This window comes from Oceanimonas baumannii, assembly GCF_002245495.1.
Classification (GTDB): domain Bacteria; phylum Pseudomonadota; class Gammaproteobacteria; order Enterobacterales; family Aeromonadaceae; genus Oceanimonas; species Oceanimonas baumannii.
Window position 1 is genome coordinate 119,227 of sequence record NZ_NQJF01000005.1, and the last position, 19,979, is coordinate 139,205.

Below are 19,979 nucleotides of genomic sequence, written 5' to 3' on the forward strand. Positions count from 1 at the left end.
GGCGCAAATACTTAAAAAACAAGACGTGCGCCAGGTGGCCGGAGTGCTGTCGAGAAGGCCCCGTAAACCGGGGCACCCTTCATGCAAAAGCCCCCATCATTGAATTACTTACTCTTCCTGCTTTCACTCGAAACGCCGTTCGCCGCTTACGAACAGTCAAAAAGCGCAAAAAACAAGCAAAAACCACAATTAACCCTCTCCCCCGAAGGCAAAATAACGTATATTCCACCCTCGATTTTTTGACTGTAGCGACTCTACAGAGGAACTCTTATGCAATTTTCATCTCTGGATCTGGCCCCCGAGCTGCAACAGGCACTCGTAGACTGTGGCTACAGTGAAATGACCCCGGTACAAACCCAGGCCATAGTGCCCGCCCGCCGCGGCAGGGATCTGCAGGTAACCGCGCAGACCGGCACCGGCAAAACCGCCGCCTTTGCCATTCCCGTGCTGCAGCGCATGCTCGACAACCCCAAGGCCACGGTAGAGCGCCGCCCGCGCGCGCTGATCCTCACCCCCACCCGGGAGCTGGCCGAGCAGCTGGCCGACAACATTACCGCCTATGCCAAGTACCTGGCCCTGAGCGTGACCGCGCTCTATGGCGGCGTGAAAATGGGCGGCCAGGCCAACAAGCTGCGCGCCGGCACCGATCTGGTGATTGCCACCCCCGGCCGGCTGATGGAGCACATTACCCTAGGCAATGTGGCCCTGACCGATGTGGAATTTGTGGTGCTGGATGAAGCCGACCGCATGCTCGACATGGGCTTTATCAACGACGTGCTCAAGCTGATGCAGCTGACCGCGCCCAAGCGCCAGACCCTGCTGTTTTCCGCCACCACCTCGCCGGCAGTGAACGAGCTGGCCCATAAGGTGCTGCACAACCATCAGCAAATTCGCGTTACCCGGGTGAACAGCACCGCCGACACCGTGCGCCATGCGGTGTATCCGGTGGAAGAAGGCCGCAAAATTGAGCTGTTTGAGCAGTTGCTGGCAGAGCAGAACTGGTTTCAGGTGCTGGTGTTCACCAGCACCAAGGAGCAGGCCGACCGCCTGCAGGCCGGGCTGAAAAAGAACAAAATTGAGGCAGCGGTGTGCCACGGCGACAAAAGCCAGGGCAGCCGCCGCCGGGCCATTGCCGACTTTAAATCCGCCAAGCTGCAGGTGCTGATTGCCACCGAAGTAGCCGCCCGCGGCCTGGACATTCAGGGCCTGGAGCAGGTGGTGAACTTCAACCTGCCCTACCTGCCGGAAGACTATGTGCACCGCATTGGCCGCACCGGCCGCGCCGGTGCCCCGGGCAAGGCCATCTCCCTGGTAAGCCGGGAAGAAGAGCAAACCCTGGCCCGCATTGAGAAGCTGATTGGCGCGCCCATCAAACGCATTAACAAGCCGGGCTATGAAGTCTCCAACCGGGATGAACTGCTGAAAAAGATCTCCCGCAAGGTGCTCTCCGGCCGCTCCAACAAGGCCACTGCCACCATCATTGAACTGGAAGGCAACGGTGAAGGCCGCGCCAAGGGCAAAACCAACCGCATTGACGGCGACAAAAAGCGCAGCCCCAGCCCGGTACGCCTGAAAAAGACCGGCACCGAAAAAGCCGGACCCAAGAAAAAGAAACTGCGTGGCAAACGCGCAGAGCGCTACTCGCGGTAATTAAGTGCAAAAGCCGGCCAATTGGCCGGCTTTTTTATCACGGTCGTGTTTTGTTGTCGTTCCCGCACCTTTCCTCGTCGCTCCTACCCCTTTCCTTGTCGCTCCCGCGAAGGCGGGAGCCCAGCACAGACGACGCCTACCCCTCCCCCCGAACACTACCACCCCATCCCCCGTCGCTTTCGCCCCATCCGCCGCTCCCGCACCTTCTCCCGTCATTCCCACGAAGGCGGGAACCCAGTGCAGACGACACCTTACTACACCCCAGGCACCGCCACACTCTCCCCCATCCCAGTACAAACAAAGACGGCAACCCAGCACAAGCACCACCAAATTCGTGCACCCACTCCGCAAAACTCGCTTTTTGCATTGCCTTTTTACACCCGTGCGACAGAATATGCCTCAAACGAGTAACTCAGGCATGCGCTTACGCCTCAGCACAGTGATGGGCGGTAGCATTTCCCTAAAACCTGCTTTTTATACAACAGACCGGATCCCTGCTGCAGGAAGGGCAAGATCGTCTCAACTGGCTGCGCCAGTATGGTGACTTTAAGAACAATATTCCTGTGCATGACAGCATCGCCCAATGACCACCGTCTGCCATATGGCATTCAATGCCCTGAAGCTGACATCACAGTTTTCAACGCAAACAAAAGCGGAAAAATCACCATACTGACTACCTGCCGGAACTGGAAATTTCGTAATCTTGCCCTGCTTTGTACCCTATTTATTCCTGCTTACACTCATCGGAGTTCTCGATTGGCAGCAAGCAGATAACTTTTTTCCATTATAAACCAGTGATTTATAAGCTATTCTCGAAAACATTCAAGACCAGCATACGGAGTTATTGAGACATCTCGTTTTCACGCATAAGAATACCGCCATTAGGGTTATTTCTTTTTTTGTAAATCAAAAGCTTAACCCTAACCTGCTGAGGCTCTCGGTTGCTTGTTATTGAGCCGGGTCAACATACAACTGTTATAGGGTAAATCTCATCACGTGATTGCCTGAACATTCAAATTGTAAAAATAATGCGTGGGAACCATGCCTAGAAAAAGGAAGTTTTTTCAGTGCTAGACTTCGACTTAAATGATCTCGAATTAGCTAAGCCTAAGAGTGAAAACGACACAGCGTCTTTCCGACAAGTTTCATATGGGAAATTAATAACTCCTAGGCAGCACTTATTTCTCTTCTCAGCAGAAGAGTGGGAATGTTTTTTAGAGGAGTGGGGCACATTTCAAAAATCAAAATATCACCTTGTAACACGCTTAGGTGGAGCTAATGATTTTGGAGTTGATGTTGCTTGTTTTCACACTGAGAATGGATTTTCTGGAAGTTGGGAAAATTATCAATGCAAATACTATAAAGGTGACGCTTTGGCACCAGGAACTGCAATCCCTGAAATTGGCAAGTTGTTGTGGCATGTTTACAATGGCAATTTGACAAAGCCAAATTGTTATTACTTTTTTGCTCCTAAGGACTGTGGCCCCTCGCTCAAAAAACTACTATTAAATTCAGATAAGTTGAAGGCTAAGCTTTTTGAAGAGTGGGATGGCTGGTGTTCGAAGAGCATAACAACAACAAAAGAAATTTTACTTGAGGGTGAATTTAAAAATTTCGTCTTGGGTTTTGATTTTGGCATTTTCAAATATAAACCAGTAAATGAAATTATCGAGGAATATAGGGAAACACCATACTACTCGATAAGGTTTGGTGGTGGCCTAAAAGATCGACCTACGCCTTTAAAGCCACCTGAGGCTTTTCAAAAGAATGAAGCCCGCTATATAGAGCAATTACATAATGCTTATGCTGATAGTAAAGGTATTGAAAAACAAAACTTTCAGATAGATTGCTTCCCAGACCTTAAAAATCATTTTACTAGACAAAGAGAATACTTCTACTTTGCTGAATCGTTGAGAACCTTTGCACGAGATTCTGTTCCACTAGGCACATTTGAAGCGCTTCAGAATGAAATGCTTGATGGAGTTATAGATGCAGCAGAAGACGATTATGAAAATGGCTTAGTTAAAGTTAAGGCTGTTTTAAGAGAGTCAAAGTCAGTTCCTCTTGATTCAAATGGTCTATTTGAAACTGTCAGGGTAAAAGATAGATATGGCATATGCCATCAATTAGCCAATAATGATAAATTGAAATGGTTGAATGACGATGAGTGAAGTTCTACATTCAGACTACATATTCAATAATGCCCTAGAAACTGGAGTGCGGGCAGTATGCATATTAGTCGTTAACCTAGATAATAAGTTCGATATACAGCAAATATTGGCTTTGGATCATATTGTTGTTCATACCGGAGATATTGCAAACGCTCCACCAAGCTTACACCCAAATGTTGTACAAAGAAGTGGTGAGCTTTTGGTAAGGAGGCCGTTAGTAGAGAATGGTCTTGCTCTTATGGAGAGCAAAAAGCTTGTAGAAAAAGTGATAACACCTGATGGTTTCTATTACCGTGCCACAGAACTTGCCTGTGTCTTTATCGAATGCTTAACAAATGAATATATAAAAGAACTTAATCAAAGAGCACAGTGGGCTATCATTATGTATAACGATCATGGTGATAGGTTGTTTACGGAGGTTTTCAATTCCGCATTTGATCGCTGGAGAGATGAATTCCAGATAGCAGAAATGTCAATTTCGAAAAATGGTTGAGTATTGTTGAAATGGAAATTAGATTTATTGTTTTTGCTGGCCCGTTAAAGGAATCAGCAGAAATAGAGTTTGGAAGTGGTTTGAATTTAATATATGGCCCTTCAAATACAGGCAAGTCATCCGTTTTAGATGGAATTGACTTTATGTTGGGTGCAGAAAAGCCCCTGAAAGAGCTTCCTGAACACGAAGGTTATGTTCAAGTAATTCTAGGTGTAGAGTTTTCTAAATCAGAGTGTTTCACATTTGTAAGAAATATAGATGGTGGAGATTATGAATGCTTCGAAGGATTGCATAAAAATAAGCCGCTAGATATCGAGCCGGTCATTTTAAGACCTAATACTGAAACAAAAAAAATCAAAAGCATTTCTTCTTTCATACTAGAGAAAGTTAATTTATCTAACAAGAAACTTAAAAAAAATGCGCAGAATGGACTGGTTAGCTTAACTTTAAGAAATTCGCTAGATCTTTTTATTGTTAATGAAGCCAATATTCAAAAAGAATCCTCACCATATATTAGTGAACAATACACAAAAAAAACTGAGCATAAGTCTAGACTAAAATTTATTCTTACGGGGGTAGATGATAGCTCATTGTTACCAGCAGAAGTTGAAAGAAAAGCTCTATCTAGAGAAGCGAAAATAGAAGTATTAAAGGAGTTGATAGAAGAACAAGGTAATTCATTAGGTGATATATCTACATTAGAAAATTCATTGACGGAGCTTAGAGACCAAGATAAAAGGTTATCAGAAACCATATTAAAAGAACGTTCTACTCTTGATGCCAATGAGGAAAAATACAATAGCTTAGTCAATAATCGGGCTGCGTTAAGAGAAGAGTTAGAACTCAAAGGCAAAAGAATCGATGAAGTTAAGGAAATGTTATCCCGGTTCAATCTGCTACAAAGTCAGTATGCTTCAGATATCGCTAGACTTGAAAGTATCTCTGAAACGGGAATTTTACTCGAAGCATTACCATCTGAAAAATGTCCTACCTGTGGAAGACGCGTTTCTGAGGATAAAACTCATCAAGATTGCGATGCGGGAATTCAGAATGTTGTTGCAGCAGCAGTATCAGAAAAATTTAAGATTGAAGGGCTTAGTAATGAACTTAAATTAACTGTGAATAATCTTAATTCAGAGTTAGATTCAATTACTGAACAGTTACCAGCCATTAGGGATAAAATATCTTCTGTGGCTAAAGAATTAGCTATTGTGAACCCTGAGTTAGTGGAGCAGAGAACCAATTATTCAGAACTTTTCAATATTAAATCTCAAGTAAATGCGTCAATAAAACAGCATGAACAATTAATTTTCCTAACTAAAAAGAAAGAAGAGTTAGAAAATTCAGCTCCGAAGAATGAATCCAAAAGCAAGGGCGAAAGCGAAAGGACGTTGCCAACAAGCGCTTTGTTTAAGCTTTCGAAAGAAGTACGGAACTTTCTGCAAGAATGGGGATTTCCTAACTCCAATGATGTTCACTTTGATAAGGATACAGGTGATTTTGTTATTAATGGGAAACATAGAATTAGCAATGGCAAAGGATACCGTGCTATTACGCACGCTGCAGCCACTCTCGGACTGATGAAATATACAGAAGAGAATGAGCTTCCTCACTTAGGGTTTTCGATACTTGATTCACCATTACTTGCCTATGAAGAGCCTGAGAATGAGGAAGATGACCTTAGAGGTACGGATGTAAATATTAAGTTCTTTGATAGCTTGTCAGCTTGGAACACTAAACAGATTATTGTTTTTGAAAATAAAAAGTCCATACCGAGTAAGTATAGTTCAGGAAAGCAGATTGTTCAGTTTACTAAGAAAAACTCAGGACGCTATGGTTTCTTCCCGACAAAGACCAAGAATTAACTTAAAGATTGAAAATAGTGTAGGAACCGTATAACAAGCGGCTGCTGTCGGACTTGGATCTCACCCGCTTTAACGGACACACCTCGATAACGCAGAGACGTGATGGAATGTTTGGTAGCGGTTTTACCGGCGATATGACGACCCAGCCCGGTCAGAGACAGAGTATCTCCTTCCAGAAGAGCAGAAGTAGCAGCGATGAGTGAATTAAGCCGCTTTTATGTATTTCCGGGCAGTGTTGGGCCAGCAATTCTTGTAGGATATGAACATCGCGCATCCTGCACTCTCCTCATAGGGGCGTTGAGAACTAATGTGTTTTTGGCGAAATTCATTAGATCAAACGGCAGAGTGCGCGTCTACCTCTCTGACTCAGAAGAGAATTATGAGGGGATTCGCTAGAGTTGGGCGTTGGGCACCTAGAACGGCAGTGTCTTCATCAGCAAGGGAGGATGAAATGTGAAAGAAGATCCCACGAAAACCTTCCCGTACTTTGCGGCAAAGAAGTTTCTTAATAAGTCGAATGTTTATATAGATGAATCGCGGCTGATTATATCTAGATCATTAAGTCAGCAAAACGCTCTCCGAGTAAAAAAGCACTACTTGATCACCGTAATGCGGAGCCATGGTGTCTTTAAGACTTTCATTAAGCAGCATTGGAAAAGGGGCGCAACTGATGACGGTAAGCGTGTGTTGGGGATGTATGAGCGCGTAAATATCAGAAACAATGAGGCGTGCCATATCGAGCAGAACTCAAAATTATTTGGAAACACTGGCGCGGTTGTGCTCGAGACACTGAATGAAGAGCTACAGCAGTCTATTGAAAAGTCACTGAAATTGTCATCTTCAGAAAGAAAAAATCGGCTAGTTGGTGCGAATAAGATCCCTAAGCAAGTAATTGTCGTAACCACAGCATATGCCAGAAACCCCGATGTTGTAGCCGAGGTTTTGTTGCGGGCGAAAGGAATGTGTGAGTCGTGTCACGCGGATGCCCCTTTTAGGCGGTCGAAGGACGGATCACCTTTCCTAGAGGTTCATCACATAATCCAACTATCAATGGGCGGCAAAGATACTGTTGAAAACACCATTGCTGTCTGCCCAAACTGCCATAGAAAATTCCACTTTGGCGCGTAGTTGTGGTGCCCAACAATACGTTGCAGGCCGACGTCCCTGATGGGCCGCGGCCTGAACTCAAATGCTGGAGGATCCCCTCATAATTCGGAGCTCCCCGCGTGATGAGCCAGGCGCATTAACTCCAATCTGGCCCAGTACAGCATCTGTTCGGTGATACGATAGTGTGGCCGCTTGCGGATCTCTTTACCGAGCCGGACTGATGACAGCACGGCCCTGTGTCGAATGGTGTAGGCTTGAAAGTGACGCTGCCAACCCGCCTGCTGAGCAGCAAGACCGAACCACCACAAGATGATTTCAGCCAGCAAGGCGATGAGCAGCAGGATATCGTAGCGCCGTGGACAACGTGTTCGGCTCTGACGAAGACCAAATCCGTACTGAGGACTTTTCAGATCCCGGAATGATTCTTCTATCTGCATCCTTCTGGCATAAAGCCTCACCACCTTTGCCGCACTGAACAGTGTTGACGGAAGGTTGGTCGCCAACAGCCAAGGCTCTGTGCTGCCTTTGAGATATTCTCGTTGCGCAGTGTGCTTTTTCTTCCCTTGGCATCGCTTTTATACAAGTACAGGTCGCAGCGAATCGGAGATTTTCTGGCCAGCTTTGCTGGCCCGATATAACGGGGTGTTTGGTTGGCATCGGAATACAGGGTCTTGTTGGAGCGCCACTGCTCCTGACCGGCTGGAGTAAAAGCCACATCACCGCGTACTCGCCCCAGCCAGTACCAGCCGTAGGAAGCCACTTCGCGAAACCAGGTATTGCGATAGCCTGCGTCGGTGATCAGTAAAGGGACGGCCCCCGACGGCAGGATACTGGCCAGCTCATGCAAAAAGCGGTTGTGACTGCGCGGCGAGTTATAATCTTCCCAGGCAAATGCGCGCTCATAGAGCGTGATGGAATGGCCTTTGAGTACGATGGCTGCTCTGAGCGTCATATGCCGGAGTTGCTCACGAACATCAGACCAATCGATAAGGATGACCGGCATGGGGTTGAGTCCGCACAGATTTCTTGCATGCCAGCGGTATAAGACTAACCGTTCTCGATGAAGACCAGCATTTCCCAGCAGACGATCAATCCGTTTGATGGAATGTTTGGTAGCGGTTTTACCAGCGATATGACGGCCCAGCCCGGTCAGAGACAGAGTATCTCCTTCCAGAAGAGCAGAAGTAGCAGCGATGAGTGAATTAAGCCGCTTTTATGTATTTCCGGGCAGTGTTGGGCCAGCAATTCTTGTAGGATATGAACATCGCGCATCCTGCACTCTCCTCATAGGGGCGTTGAGAACTAATGTGTTTTTGGCGAAATTAATTAGATCAAACGGCAGGGCGCGCGTCTACCTCTCTGATTCAGAAGAGAATTATGAGGGGATTCGCTAGAATGCGGCGTTAGGCGACAGGAGAAAAAATGGAAGATCCGATCTGTAACTGGACACCACAACTGATTGTTGAACTCATTAAAAATGTTGCATGGCCAATTGTAGTTCTAGTCATTGGGGTTAGATTCCGCGGAGATGTTTCAGCGGCGATCCGGAAATTTTTTACCAGAAATACCGTTTCGGAAGTATCGGCTACAACTTCTGGCGTATCTGCAAAATTCGTTGCGGCAAAGCAATCATCAGAGACCCTTGAGACAGCAGGGAGCAATTCAGTTAGCTTGCCTAAAAATATGGGAATTGAGGCAATAAGAGAGAGACATCTACAGCAAAAGACGGAATTTAGCGAAGATGTATATAGTGCAATAAACACGCATTTATCTGCTCTAAATATCAGCGATCCAGAGAAAACCGAGTTGTTGATGAGGGAGCTGTCGTTACTTCAATGTGCAATACGATACTTTGATATAAACAAGGTACTGTTCCGTTCCCAATTTAATTTGTTTTCTATCATGGCAAATAACGCCGGATACATCGCTAAAGAAGATGCCCATCGAATATTTATTTCGGCTAAAGAAGCAGTACGAGACGGGCTTTTGGAGTGGGATTGGATAAAATATATTGCTTATCCAGTAAGTAACGGGCTGATGTCTGAAGATGGCGATGGTTACAAACTAACACCACTTGGTAAGTCGTATGTCGCCTTTATGTCAAAGAATCCGCAGCTAGTTGATGATTTAGCTAAATTATAACGGGTGCGCCTAACAAGTTACTACACGCGGATAGTGGACTTCCCCCGGTGTAATGGACACACCTAACCTACGGCGCACCTGAACCAAGCGTTATATATAAAGGAGTCGTCAAGCTATGCAAGAAAAGTTTGTTTACGTATTTTCTGGGGAGTTTGAAAATATTGAAGCAGCCTGCCTCTACTCTCAGTCTCAATGGGAGCCAGAACCAGATGAGTCAGTTTCTGATGAAGAATACGCAGCCTGGGAAGATCGAAATCCATCCCATGAACTGCTAAAGAATATCAACTCATATTTAGATGAAGACTTCATCGAAACCGTTGATTTAGACTTTCAATACCTCTCCAGCATAGGAGTTGCGGCCTCAGACATAGCTTATATCAAAAATAATATTGGCGGGGCGAACATACTTGTACTGATTTATGAGCAGGCTTTAGGTGGTTTCCCTTTAAAAGAAACACCAGTTTCCAATGCGTCGTTAACTTATTGTGGTCAGTTCAAGATAAAGCTTTAATACGTAACAATTAATTGCAGCCACTGCAAGCAGTCGGGACCGGTTACCGCCCCCCTCTTATTTAATCTGTTAAGTACTTTGGAGAGAGAGTGAACGAAGTCAGTAAAAGGATAGATCAAGTAGTCAAGGAAGGGCTCTCTAAAGTCATGAAGGAAAATGGCTTTAAGAAAAGTGGCCGAACGTTTTTAAAAGAATTGGACGATGGCTGGCATATAGTCAATATCCAAGCTAGTTCGGGAAATCTAGGTAAAGATGGAAAGTTTGCTGTAAATCTAGGAGTAATAAACAACGCCATTTCTGAAAAGTCCGGTTTAAAGATACCCTCAAAGCCAAAAGAGTATGATTCCACTGTAAGAGAACGTCTAGGCATATTGGTTCACGGTGAGGATTATTGGTGGGAGATATCAGATCAAACAGACATATCAGATCTAGCCAACGAAATTTCAGAAGCTATGTCTAGTCATGGCTTTCCTTGGCTCCAAAAATATTCGAACCTTGCAGATATATCCGATAAATTGAAACAACAACCATCCTTGCAGTCGATCGCTGCGGCACTACTTATGGGTGATGAGTTAGAAGCCAAAGCAAGGTATGATCAAATTCTATTAGATAGGCCTGCTGCTAAATCCAGGTTTAAATCATGGGCAAAAAATTTGGGGCTATCGTGGTGGCAACACTTGTAGCTTCCCCTCTTTAGTTAACACCTCAGCCAAATAAATGGGCTTACTCCACTGTGGCAAAGGGTCGACCAACAGCACCAAGTAGCAATTGGCGAACATCTGAAAAGACACTTCACCTATTCTCATTACTGGGAGGCTGGCCAAGCGCCCGGCTATGTAGGAACCCATAAATGGTCCACAAAAAACGGCATTGGCCGTACAACATAAGGAGGTCGAATGACCGAAAGAATAAATCTTGGTAAGTCTGGCCCTGCGTTGTATCAAAAAGTCATTGAGCTTGACCGACTTGCCTCCGAAGCTTTGATTAATGCAGGTATTACGGAAGGCTTCTCACACCTCTTACGCCTGCGTGCATCTCAGATCAATCAATGTGCTTTCTGTATCAGGCTGCATACACAGGATGCACTTGCTTGTGGAGAGTCCGGTGATCGTGTAGCTGTACTTACCGCATGGAAAGAGACTGAATATTTTAGCCCAAAAGAACAAGCCGCCTTGGAACTTGTTGAAGCAATTACATTAATCTCTGTCGGCCAGGTACCGGATGCGGTTTACAAGCAGGCCATAGAAAATCTTTCCAAAGAAGAAATATCTGCTATTGAGTGGCTTGCTGTTGTTATTAACACCTGGAATCGCATCGCGGTTTCCAGCCGTTACCCTGTCAAAACGTAAATACGACTAAAGGCACTACTGTTGTTACTGGAATAACAAATAAGGGGGGTTGGTTTATGAAGATGATGGTCATTGGGGCAAGCAAAGGCCTTGGTCGCGCTTTTGTCGAGGGGCTGTGTTCTGCCGGTGATGAAGTGACTGATGTTTCACGTGAGTGACCGAGCGACACCAGAAAGCTTTCGAAACGACGGGTTAGCTGTTACCTGTTTGCAGTTGGGCTACCTGAACACGGAGGATAATCTCTCAGTGCCATTAAGTGAGGCAGCGCTTCGAGGTGACGGGCAGCTAGTGCCAGTTCATGATGTAGTCAGTGTTGTAAAATCGCTTATTAATATGTCTAATGCATCTTACGTTCGTGAACTTGTGCTTCCCGCGATACGCGACGAACGATTTTGAAGTCTCTGAGAAAGCCAACATGCCCCTCAACCACGCTCAAATGAGTCACTTACATCGGGTGTTTTTACAACAGCTTGCGGCTAAACAGTAGTCTTGACCATATACCTCCGATAAAAAACGAAAAAGCCGATTAATAACGGTTCTACTTTCTCAGGTAGACATCAACACTGAACTTACCCCTTAGCTTAAAATTGCCAAGGAAATACTAACCAATGAGCAACATTCAGTATATCCCTCTCAATAGCATCGCTCCGGAAGCAATGATCCCGATATTAAACAAGCTGAGCACTCGCAAACACCTTATAGCTCATGAGGCGTTTGATCTGGCCTCCGTTAAAAGCTGGATTAACGACAAACTGGATCAGGACAGGCTTGAAGGCTGTATTGTCAGGGCGATCAAACTTGATGGAAAGTTGGCCGGCTGGTGTGGCATCCAGTCATCTGATCTCGGCCATGAAATAGCCATCGTGCTCGATGAGACATGCTGGGGGATTGGACAGTCGGTCTTTAAGTCACTGATGGTCTGGGCTAACGACGCTGGCCTCGAGGTTGTTTATATCCATTTGTTGTATACTCGCCCGGAATACAGATTCTTGCGTAACATCTCTCAAAGAACATTTCAGACAGAGATGCTCGGCAGTACATTTACAACCTATGAATTAAATGTCAGTAACTTTCACCCGGCAAACCGTTCAAAACGGATGCCAACCCCACTCGGTTGATGCCGCCCTCCAGAGGACATGATTAGTGAAATATATACAGCAAGGTAATGGTGATTACCTCGTTCTGGTGCATGGCGCGCTGGCCGATGGTGCTATGTGGCATAAGCATATGGCGCTTCTTGCGCCTTATTTTGAGCTGGTGTCAGTAACTTTACGTCACTTTGATGAAGGCGACACCGGTGGTTTTGGTTTAAACACTCATGCCGACGAGTTGGCAGCGTTAGTTAATGAGCTGGCCAGGCATAAACCAGTAAAAATAGTCGGCTGGTCTTATGGTGCAGATGTGGTGCTGAATGCACTGGCAAAACAGGACTTTCCCGTATCAGGCGTGTTTCTTTATGAGCCGGGTTATCCGGGGTGCTTGCAGGAATCTGAGCTGAATACCTGGCAACAGGATGCGAATGCCATGTTTGGCCAGGTGTTTGAGGAGTTTAGCCATGGCAACCTGGAGCTGGCAGTTGCCTCGCTGATAGATGGTTCAGGAAACAAACAGGGCTACTTTCAGAGCCAACCTTGTTCGGTAAAAGAGGCACAGCTAGCCAAACGCCATACCTTGGCCCATCAGCTGCATCAGCAAGAGCAACCGGTAATAAATCCGGACACGGTTGCCAACATCAGCGTCCCGGTAGTACTGGGTTATGGTGAACATACCCGTCCCCTGTTCAGGCTGGTCACCGCCAGAACATCAGCCTTAATCAACCAGGCCGAACTGCAAGAAATGTCCGGTGAAAGCCATATGCTGCCGCAGGAAAACCCTGAGAAATTTTCAGACCATATAAAAAGCATATTCCTTCATCAGGACCAATAAAAATGCTCCCCAACTTGGCCGCCACCTCCCGATACAAAAACCACGGAGCCTAAATAAACACATTATGCAAATATTAAAGTACAAGAAAATTGAAGCCGGCTTTACCCCTTGGTCTTCCGAGTACCTGGAGGTAGCACAATTCGTTATGGATAACATTCAGACCGAGCGATTTAAAGTGATCCATTTTGGGTCGACCTCGTTTAAGGTGGGTGGCAAAGGGATCATTGATCTGTCTGTTTTATATAAAGAAGGCGATCTGGATGCTGCCGTAGAGCACTTAATGGGTTTGGGCTTTCAGGATCAGGTGAGTGATCAACCGTTTCCACCGAGCAGACCCAGGAAAGATGGCGCTGTATTGCACAATGGAAAAGAATATTATCTTCATATCCATGTTATACAAGATGGAAGCGAAGTGCACAGCAAGCAGGAACAATATAAGGCGTATATGTTAAATAACCCGGATGCTCGTAAGGAATATGAGCAGTCAAAACAGTCGATTTTGGCCGCTGGGGTTACTGAACAGGAAGCCTATGGTAAACAAAAGTCACCCTTCGTAAAGTCGGTTTTAGGAACACTGACTTAGCCCTCCCCTGATACTTTTCTAACCCGCTTGCGCCTTCAGCTCAACACCGGGGCGTCTGGCACGATACTGCACCAGACTGACACCGGTCAGCACCAGGGCTCCTCCCACGTAATGGGGCACCCCCAGCTGCTCATCCAGCAGGGTGGATGCCAGTACCGCGGTAAACACCGGCATCAGGTTCATAAAAATGGCGGTGCGTTCTGTTCCCAGCAGGGCAATGGCCCTGATCCAGGCCCAGGGGGCCAGAATGGAGGCACAGATGCCGGCATAGGCAATCAGCGGCAGTGAGGCCTGGCTGATGCTGATGTCACTGGCAATAAGCAGCAGCGGAGACAGCAGCACCACGGCAATCAGGATCTGCATATACAGCAGATCCCAGGTTGGCAGCTGCAGCGACCAGCGTTTCAGCAACAGGCCGTAAAGGGCGTAGACCACAGCAGCCAGCAGAAGCAGAAGATCGCCAGGCACAACCGAGGTGGCAAGCCCGGACAGATTGCCCTTACCCAGCATAAACAGCAAACCGCCAAAAGAAATAAAGGCGCCCAGCAGCGCCAGTTTGGACAGCCGGGCCCCCAGCAATGGCACCGCCAGCAACAGACTGATCACCGGTACCAGCGAGGTGATCAGTGCCATATTGGTCGCGCTGGTGGTTGCTGCGGCAAAATACGCCAGGCTCTGGTTCAGTACCATGCCCAGCGCCGCCAGCACCGCCAGTTTGCCAAGCTGAGGGCGTATCATGGCACGACGCCGCCACACACCCGGCAGCAGCACAGGCGTTAATACCAGAAGCGCAAAAGCCCAGCGATAGAAGGAGATGGCTTCCGGAGCAATAACGTCGGCAGATAATTTATTGACCAGACTGTTGCCGGCCCAGATGACCACGGCCAATAAGGGAAACAGATACAAAACAGGACTCCTCAGCGACGAGCCAGGCTCAATTCATGAACCGGGCTGGATAAGACGACACTGATTATTTCACGTCTTATGTGATACATATATCTGCTATCAGACATCGTCAATTCGCGTTCGGACATTCACCAATGGCCAATATCTATCAGCCTCCGGAGCAGCATCCGGGAGACGGCAGTCAGGTTTTCTTCTACTACCAACACTTCTCACCCGACACACTCACGCCCATCCATAATCATCAATGGGGACAGCTGCAGTTGAGCCGGGGTGGCCTGATGGAGCTGGTCGCCGAGGAGCAACGGTTTATGTCGCTGTCGCACTGCGGCATCTGGATCCCGCCGGGGGTGAAACACGAGAGTTACATGCGCCGCTGCGTACAATACAGCTGCATGAATGTGCCGCTCGCACTGGCCGCCAGGCTGCCTGATCATACCTGCCTGCTGGAGCTGAGCCCGATAACCGAGGCCATTTTGGCAGATCTGAACCTCAGAGGCGTAGAGCTGGCACAGACCCCCGCAGACGAAAGGCTGCTGAGCGTATTGCTGGATCAACTGAGCCAGGCCCGGGAAGTGCAGCCCTTTCTGCCGGTAACGGATCATCCTCTGTTGCAGACCATCGCCGCCGAGCTGGAAGCCATGCCCGAGGGCGGACGCCGCTTTGCAGCCTGGGCTGATGCCCTTGGCACCACGGAACGCACGCTGGCCCGCTTGTGCCAGTCACAGCTGGGAATGAGTTTTATTGAGTGGCGACAGCGCTACCGTTTTATTCATGGGCTGCAGCTGCTGCGCCAGGCCATTTCGGTAAAGGAAGTGGCGCTGACACTCGGGTATCATCAAACCTCCCCCTTTATCAGCCTGTTTCGCAAATATGCCGGCTGCACGCCACAGGCGTACAGGCAGCAGCTGGCTCAGGGCAATGCCGCCGCCCTGCCTCGGCCATAGTTCATCGCCAGCGTTATTGAGTTCCGGAAATGGCTAGTTTGGCAAAGTGATTGGGGTAAACTTGCTCTGTGACCTTTACATAGCAGGGGTATGAGCGTGGCAGAGCTATCACCTTCGGCGTTAAAAGAGTTCCAAAGCGCTCGAATGGCGAGAGACGCACGATTTGATGGTCGTTTCTATATTGCAGTGAAAACGACAGGGATATTTTGTCGGCCGATATGCCCGGCGAATTTACCCAGAGAAGAGAACGTTGAGTATTTTCTGGATAAAGCCCAGGCGCTGCAGGCGGGTTATCGCCCCTGTTTGCGGTGTCGTCCGGACAGCGCGCCAAGCTCTTGGGCCTGGAAAGGGGTAGAGACAACCTTTCTGAGAGCCTTGCAACTCATTGAACGTGGTGAATTACAAACGACAAGTCTGGCGGCGTTGTCAGACCGGCTTGGCATTAGCGATCGTTATCTCAGGCAATTGTTTCAGGGGCATTTAGGCATGTCTCCCAAGCAATATGCGCTGTATCACCAATTGATGTTTGCCAAACAGCTTATTCATTCCAGTTCTTTGCCGATCTCAGAGATCGCTTTTGCCAGCGGATTTCAGAGTATCAGACGATTCAATGATGCATTTAAGAAGGTGATCAGGTTAACGCCAAGTCAGGTGCGTAAGGACGAACAAGCTTACACGGAGGTCAGCTATATCGATCTTGCGTTTAAAGGGGCGCTGGATTGGCCACATATGCTGGACTTTTATCGGCTCAGGGCGATTAACGGCATCGAATCCATAGATAATACAAGCTACCAGCGTTCATTTACGCTCGCGAATAACCCGGGCTGGTTCAGGATTTATCCGGTAAAAACAGGTGTGATGAGGGTCGAGTTTAACCTGGAGGACACCCGTCAACTTAAACCACTGGTAAATCAGCTAAGGCGGATGTTTGATTTAGATACCGATATCCTGCACATCGAGCAACAACTGAGCCAGGTTGCCCCTCAGCTTATTCAACGTACTGGCATTCGGATCCCGGGGGTCTGGAACACTTGGGAAGCGGGAGTGCGCGCAATTTTAGGGCAGCAGGTCTCCATCAAAGCGGCAATGGGTCAGCTGAATCTGCTGGTTCACACTCTGCAGCCCAATGGGGTCAGCCACTTTCCAACACCAGAGGAAGTGAGCCAAGCGGATTTGAGCTTTCTGCGAATGCCTCAAAGCCGAAAAGAGACATTGGCACGTTTTGCCCGCTTTGTGACTGAGAATCCTGAAAGCACGCCCGAGCAATGGCTCCAGATTAAGGGAATTGGCCCTTGGACCGTCAATTATGCACGCCTTAGAGGGGCATCCGAGCCAAACTGTTTTTTAGCAGGAGATCTGGTGGTGAAGAAAGCGATAACGAAGTTTCCTGCTATTACCACTGACAGCGTGTCTCCATGGGGGAGTTACGCCACTTTTCATTGTTGGAGCCACGCATGAACACTGTCTACACAATCATTGATACCCCGCTTGGAAAAATGACGATTCAAGCAAACCAGGAAGGATTGCTTGGAGCATGGTTTGAAACGCAAACCACACAGCCTGAAAACTTGGGTAAGTTTGATGAACACGACCCCATACTTCTGACCGCTGCCACACAACTGAGCGAGTATTTCTGCGGTAACAGGAACGATTTTTCGTTGCCACTTGCAGCAAAAGGGACACCGTTTCAAATGCAGGTATGGCAAGCCCTTACTACCATTCCATACGGTAAAACATGGAGCTATCAGGAGCTTGCAAATGCAGTGGGCAACCCCAAAGCGGTGCGTGCTGTTGGTCTGGCAAATGGTAAAAACCCCATATCAGTGATTGTTCCATGCCATCGAGTTATCGGAAAAAATGGCAAGTTGACCGGATATGCCGGTGGTGTAGAACGAAAGAAAAAATTGTTGAACCTTGAGCAAGCGCTTGAAGAATAGCAGAGGGGACTGTATATCTTCCTCCTTTCAAATTCGGGACGGGTTAAACAACCGAGCATTGAGTGTTTCTGGACGTGACCAGAGAACCTGTATTGACCATGCGCTGCCCCCATAAATGCCACCCCAGCGGCTTGGCGTGACCCCAGCTATCCCCTTTCACCATTAAGAATGAATGATATGACCACAGCAAGAAAACCCGTTAATCTGCACGATGCCTATCATGCCCATGTTTATTTTGATGCCGACACACTGATGTTTGCCACCTCACTGTGCCAGCGCATTGCAGCGTTGTTTTCACTGGAGGTCGGCCGCATTCATCAAAAACCGGTGGGGCCGCACCCCCAGTGGAGTTGTCAGATCAAGTTCACCGATGCCGACTTTGACCGCTTTATTCACTGGCTGGAGCAGAACCGGGGCGATCTGAGTGTGCTGGTGCATGCCGATACCGGTGACGACCTGGCAGATCACACCACGCATGCCTACTGGCTGGGTGAGGCAGAAGAGCTGGACTTGCGTATGTTCAGTTAGCCGCCAGATATTTTTCCATCAATCGCACATTACGCCGGTTGGCCTTGAAGAAAAAATCGAACAGATCGCCCAGTACCGGAATACTGCCGATAACCAGCTCCAGCAGTATGTTAAAGGCCATACGGGCCAGCACACTGACGGGCACTTTCATGCGCGCGGCCTGCAGCAAGATATAGCTTGAGAACAGGGCGCCAGCCAGATCCCCTACCCCGGGTATCAGCCCCATCATGCCATCCAGACCAATGCGTAAACCGCCGGGCAGGCGAATGGCGCTGTCCAGCAGCCAGGCCAGGCGGTCGAGTTTTGCGCGGGTTTCTTGCTGGTTGGGAGTTTGGGTGGGCATGGATTTTGGATCTGGATGATGTAATGCGGCTAGTTTGACCTTGTTTGGAATGAATTTGTAGCCTTGTGGAGAGTGCCCGGGATCAGGTTTGGTGTTGCCTGCCCTGGATTCCCGCCTTCGCGGGAATGACCATTAAGAGGCCGGGAATGACTATTAAGAGGGCGGAAGTGGCTATTAAGACGTATCTGGCCATTCTCCGTCGCTCCCGCGGAAGCGGGAGCCCAGGGCAGAAGTGCATGCTTTCAGCCAATAGCACCATCTGAGGAATGGGTTCCCGTCTCCATGGGATGACGAGGTATAGAGCAGGTTTGGTGTTGCCTGCTCTGGATTCCCGCCTTCGCGGGAATGACCATTAAGAGGGCGGGAGTGACCATTAAGAGGGCGGGAATGACGTTCCTTCTTGGGAAGAACGGTATAACGGGATGAGATACTTTTCCCGGTGTTATTCCGGTTTGCTGACCGTCTCCATCGCATCACACCAGGCTTGCAGGCCATTGGCTGCGCGGATCTGCTCAATGCCTTTCAGGGTAAAAGTGCCGGGCGTGGCAATGCCGTTGCCAATGTCGCCGTAGTCGAGTTCGGGGCGGGATTCAGCAAGTGCCAGCGCACTGCCAATGGAATGTACCACCATTTGCCTGGCAGCCTCTTTGCTCATGCCCTGCTCCCGGCTCCAGTCAATCAGCTGCTGCACCAGAAAGTAACTCCAGCCATGCAGGCAACCATGGGCCAGAGCCACATCAAACAGGGCTTCCGACTCCAGCACAATCACTTTGCCCATGGCACCAAACAGGGTGACGACAGTCTCGTCCGCCGGGAAAAGCGGCACAGGTCCGGCTCCGACCTCTACACTGGCCGGCGGCAGGGCACGCACCAGGGTGACTGCCTGCAAGGCCGGATATTGCCGCAACTGCTGTAACGACACGCCGGCCATCACTGAAATCACCCGCTGGCCAGGCCTGAAGATCAGTCCCTCCAGCAGCTGCGCCAGACTCTCGGGCCGTACCGCCAGCACTATGATCTCGCTGCCGTCTACCACCGCCTGATTGGAGCCGGCAACCTCGCACTGACACTGTTCGGCCAGCAGGCTTGCTGCCTGTGCATTGCGCGGGCTCAGGATAATGCGCCGGGTGTCTCCCCCATTACGCAGCCCCTTCACCGTATAGGTTGCCAGGTGGCCAACGCCTAACATGCCAAGTGCGGGTGTTCCCATGCCTTGCTCCTCGAATCCGTCAGCTTATTTTTTGGCTATCACCCACACCGCATGCACAATGCCCGGTATGTAGCCGAGCAGGGTCAGGATGATGTTAATCCAGAAATGCTTGCCAAGGCCCACCTGCAGCAGTACGCCTAACGGCGGCAACAGGATGGCAATAAGTATTCTGATTAAATCCATAACGGGATCCTTTTAAAAAGTGTCAGAAGCAGGGTAACCCAGAGCCGTTGCAAGACAAAGCGCCCGTCACGAAAGACCGGTCATTTATCGTCCTACAATAAAAAACGCCGGCATGGCCGGCGTGGTTATCG

At 48.5% G+C, this 19,979-nt stretch carries 21 protein-coding genes and 2 pseudogenes; 17 read left to right on the forward strand and 6 right to left on the reverse strand.

Translation table 11 applies throughout. From position 1 onward, the window contains the following. Window positions 1-270 precede the first annotated feature (270 nt). The 4 genes from B6S09_RS07215 to B6S09_RS07235 all read left to right on the forward strand — a co-directional run bounded on the left by B6S09_RS07215 (window position 271) and on the right by B6S09_RS07235 (window position 6,179). Window positions 271-1,650, forward strand: coding sequence for a DEAD/DEAH box helicase (locus B6S09_RS07215; protein WP_094277831.1), 1,380 nt, complete (start codon window positions 271-273; stop codon window positions 1,648-1,650). A gap of 1,067 nt (window positions 1,651-2,717) precedes the next feature. Then, the gene (locus tag B6S09_RS07225) at window positions 2,718-3,821 is read left to right on the forward strand and encodes an ABC-three component system protein (protein ID WP_094277833.1); all 1,104 of its coding nucleotides are present in this window, start codon (window positions 2,718-2,720) and stop codon (window positions 3,819-3,821) included. Further along, window positions 3,814-4,314 (forward strand): ABC-three component system middle component 2, encoded by a 501-nt coding sequence (locus B6S09_RS07230; RefSeq protein ID WP_134113967.1) that lies wholly within the window; start codon window positions 3,814-3,816, stop codon window positions 4,312-4,314. Before B6S09_RS07225 ends, B6S09_RS07230 begins: the two co-directional genes overlap by 8 nt. Continuing rightward, window positions 4,311-6,179, forward strand: coding sequence for an AAA family ATPase (locus B6S09_RS07235; RefSeq protein ID WP_134113968.1), 1,869 nt, complete (start codon window positions 4,311-4,313; stop codon window positions 6,177-6,179). The genes B6S09_RS07230 and B6S09_RS07235 overlap by 4 nt, the downstream gene beginning before the upstream one ends. A 101-nt stretch (window positions 6,180-6,280) precedes the next feature. Here the strand turns inward: B6S09_RS07235 and B6S09_RS18645 are convergent. After that, window positions 6,281-6,453, reverse strand: a pseudogene (locus B6S09_RS18645) (IS4 family transposase); the annotation flags it as partial. A gap of 179 nt (window positions 6,454-6,632) precedes the next feature. Here B6S09_RS18645 and B6S09_RS07240 point away from each other — a divergent pair. Next, window positions 6,633-7,307, forward strand: coding sequence for an HNH endonuclease (locus B6S09_RS07240; protein WP_243832802.1), 675 nt, complete (start codon window positions 6,633-6,635; stop codon window positions 7,305-7,307). Between the two features lie 77 nt (window positions 7,308-7,384). Here B6S09_RS07240 and B6S09_RS07245 read toward each other — a convergent pair. Further along, a pseudogene (locus tag B6S09_RS07245) lies at window positions 7,385-8,558 on the reverse strand (IS4 family transposase). A gap of 150 nt (window positions 8,559-8,708) precedes the next feature. On the opposite strand from B6S09_RS07245, the gene B6S09_RS07250 reads away from it, so the two are divergent. The 8 genes from B6S09_RS07250 (at window position 8,709) to B6S09_RS07290 (ending at window position 13,797) form a co-directional block, all read left to right on the forward strand. After that, a complete protein-coding gene (locus B6S09_RS07250; RefSeq protein WP_094277836.1) occupies window positions 8,709-9,428 on the forward strand; it encodes a hypothetical protein in 720 nt (239 codons plus the stop codon). 115 nt (window positions 9,429-9,543) lie between these two features. Then, complete coding sequence (locus tag B6S09_RS07255) at window positions 9,544-9,939, forward strand: hypothetical protein (protein ID WP_094277837.1); 396 nt, start codon at window positions 9,544-9,546, stop codon at window positions 9,937-9,939. 89 nt (window positions 9,940-10,028) lie between these two features. Then, window positions 10,029-10,622 (forward strand): DUF4304 domain-containing protein, encoded by a 594-nt coding sequence (locus B6S09_RS07260; protein ID WP_134113969.1) that lies wholly within the window; start codon window positions 10,029-10,031, stop codon window positions 10,620-10,622. 50 nt (window positions 10,623-10,672) lie between these two features. Beyond that, window positions 10,673-10,789, forward strand: a complete 117-nt coding sequence (locus tag B6S09_RS18785) for a DUF1294 domain-containing protein (protein ID WP_094277839.1) — start codon at window positions 10,673-10,675, stop codon at window positions 10,787-10,789. A gap of 46 nt (window positions 10,790-10,835) precedes the next feature. Then, complete coding sequence (locus tag B6S09_RS07270; protein WP_094277840.1) at window positions 10,836-11,288, forward strand: carboxymuconolactone decarboxylase family protein; 453 nt, start codon at window positions 10,836-10,838, stop codon at window positions 11,286-11,288. Between the two features lie 608 nt (window positions 11,289-11,896). Next, complete coding sequence (locus tag B6S09_RS07280; protein ID WP_094277841.1) at window positions 11,897-12,406, forward strand: GNAT family N-acetyltransferase; 510 nt, start codon at window positions 11,897-11,899, stop codon at window positions 12,404-12,406. A gap of 25 nt (window positions 12,407-12,431) precedes the next feature. Next, window positions 12,432-13,214, forward strand: a complete 783-nt coding sequence (locus B6S09_RS07285) for an alpha/beta fold hydrolase (protein ID WP_094277842.1) — start codon at window positions 12,432-12,434, stop codon at window positions 13,212-13,214. A gap of 64 nt (window positions 13,215-13,278) precedes the next feature. Further along, window positions 13,279-13,797 carry a GrpB family protein gene (locus B6S09_RS07290; RefSeq protein WP_094277843.1) on the forward strand — a complete coding sequence of 173 codons (519 nt, stop codon included), beginning with the start codon at window positions 13,279-13,281 and terminating at the stop codon, window positions 13,795-13,797. A gap of 18 nt (window positions 13,798-13,815) precedes the next feature. Here B6S09_RS07290 and B6S09_RS07295 read toward each other — a convergent pair whose 3' ends face one another. Then, on the reverse strand, window positions 13,816-14,703 hold the full coding sequence (locus B6S09_RS07295; RefSeq protein ID WP_243832803.1) for a DMT family transporter: 888 nt from the start codon (window positions 14,701-14,703) through the stop codon (window positions 13,816-13,818). A gap of 134 nt (window positions 14,704-14,837) precedes the next feature. Between B6S09_RS07295 and B6S09_RS07300 the strand changes: the two genes are divergently transcribed. The 4 genes from B6S09_RS07300 to B6S09_RS07315 all read left to right on the forward strand — a co-directional run bounded on the left by B6S09_RS07300 (window position 14,838) and on the right by B6S09_RS07315 (window position 18,112). Next, window positions 14,838-15,647: an AraC family transcriptional regulator gene (locus tag B6S09_RS07300; protein WP_094277845.1), complete on the forward strand. Its 810-nt coding sequence runs from the start codon at window positions 14,838-14,840 to the stop codon at window positions 15,645-15,647. A 96-nt stretch (window positions 15,648-15,743) separates the two neighbouring features. Then, on the forward strand, window positions 15,744-17,105 hold the full coding sequence (locus B6S09_RS07305; protein WP_208321706.1) for a DNA-3-methyladenine glycosylase 2 family protein: 1,362 nt from the start codon (window positions 15,744-15,746) through the stop codon (window positions 17,103-17,105). Beyond that, window positions 17,102-17,584: a methylated-DNA--[protein]-cysteine S-methyltransferase gene (locus B6S09_RS07310; protein WP_094277847.1), complete on the forward strand. Its 483-nt coding sequence runs from the start codon at window positions 17,102-17,104 to the stop codon at window positions 17,582-17,584. The genes B6S09_RS07305 and B6S09_RS07310 overlap by 4 nt, the downstream gene beginning before the upstream one ends. Window positions 17,585-17,761: 177 nt before the next feature. Beyond that, entirely contained in the window at window positions 17,762-18,112 is a 351-nt protein-coding gene (locus B6S09_RS07315) for a DOPA 4,5-dioxygenase family protein (RefSeq protein ID WP_094277848.1), read from the forward strand. On the opposite strand, the gene B6S09_RS07320 is transcribed toward B6S09_RS07315, so the two are convergent. The 3 genes from B6S09_RS07320 to B6S09_RS07330 form a co-directional block, all read right to left on the reverse strand. Further along, window positions 18,105-18,455: a DUF4112 domain-containing protein gene (locus tag B6S09_RS07320; RefSeq protein WP_094277849.1), complete on the reverse strand. Its 351-nt coding sequence runs from the start codon at window positions 18,453-18,455 to the stop codon at window positions 18,105-18,107. The two genes, B6S09_RS07315 and B6S09_RS07320, sit on opposite strands and share 8 nt — an antisense overlap. Window positions 18,456-18,897: 442 nt before the next feature. Beyond that, window positions 18,898-19,665 (reverse strand): NAD(P)-binding domain-containing protein, encoded by a 768-nt coding sequence (locus tag B6S09_RS07325; RefSeq protein WP_094277850.1) that lies wholly within the window; start codon window positions 19,663-19,665, stop codon window positions 18,898-18,900. Between the two features lie 24 nt (window positions 19,666-19,689). Next, window positions 19,690-19,848, reverse strand: coding sequence for a YqaE/Pmp3 family membrane protein (locus B6S09_RS07330; RefSeq protein ID WP_094277851.1), 159 nt, complete (start codon window positions 19,846-19,848; stop codon window positions 19,690-19,692). Window positions 19,849-19,979 lie beyond the last annotated feature (131 nt).

What these genes read in the sequence shown, in the direction of transcription:
- B6S09_RS07215 (WP_094277831.1), top strand. Translation starts at nt 271, where the DNA reads ATGCAATTTTCATCTCTGGATCTGGCCCCCGAGCTGCAACAGGCACTC.
- B6S09_RS07230 (WP_134113967.1), top strand. Translation starts at nt 3,814, where the DNA reads ATGAGTGAAGTTCTACATTCAGACTACATATTCAATAATGCCCTAGAA.
- B6S09_RS07250 (WP_094277836.1), top strand. Translation starts at nt 8,709, where the DNA reads ATGGAAGATCCGATCTGTAACTGGACACCACAACTGATTGTTGAACTC.
- B6S09_RS07255 (WP_094277837.1), top strand. Translation starts at nt 9,544, where the DNA reads ATGCAAGAAAAGTTTGTTTACGTATTTTCTGGGGAGTTTGAAAATATT.
- B6S09_RS07270 (WP_094277840.1), top strand. Translation starts at nt 10,836, where the DNA reads ATGACCGAAAGAATAAATCTTGGTAAGTCTGGCCCTGCGTTGTATCAA.
- B6S09_RS07280 (WP_094277841.1), top strand. Translation starts at nt 11,897, where the DNA reads ATGAGCAACATTCAGTATATCCCTCTCAATAGCATCGCTCCGGAAGCA.
- B6S09_RS07290 (WP_094277843.1), top strand. Translation starts at nt 13,279, where the DNA reads ATGCAAATATTAAAGTACAAGAAAATTGAAGCCGGCTTTACCCCTTGG.
- B6S09_RS07300 (WP_094277845.1), top strand. Translation starts at nt 14,838, where the DNA reads ATGGCCAATATCTATCAGCCTCCGGAGCAGCATCCGGGAGACGGCAGT.
- B6S09_RS07310 (WP_094277847.1), top strand. Translation starts at nt 17,102, where the DNA reads ATGAACACTGTCTACACAATCATTGATACCCCGCTTGGAAAAATGACG.
- B6S09_RS07315 (WP_094277848.1), top strand. Translation starts at nt 17,762, where the DNA reads ATGACCACAGCAAGAAAACCCGTTAATCTGCACGATGCCTATCATGCC.
- B6S09_RS07320 (WP_094277849.1), bottom strand. Translation starts at nt 18,455, where the DNA reads ATGCCCACCCAAACTCCCAACCAGCAAGAAACCCGCGCAAAACTCGAC.
- B6S09_RS07325 (WP_094277850.1), bottom strand. Translation starts at nt 19,665, where the DNA reads ATGGGAACACCCGCACTTGGCATGTTAGGCGTTGGCCACCTGGCAACC.
- B6S09_RS07330 (WP_094277851.1), bottom strand. Translation starts at nt 19,848, where the DNA reads ATGGATTTAATCAGAATACTTATTGCCATCCTGTTGCCGCCGTTAGGC.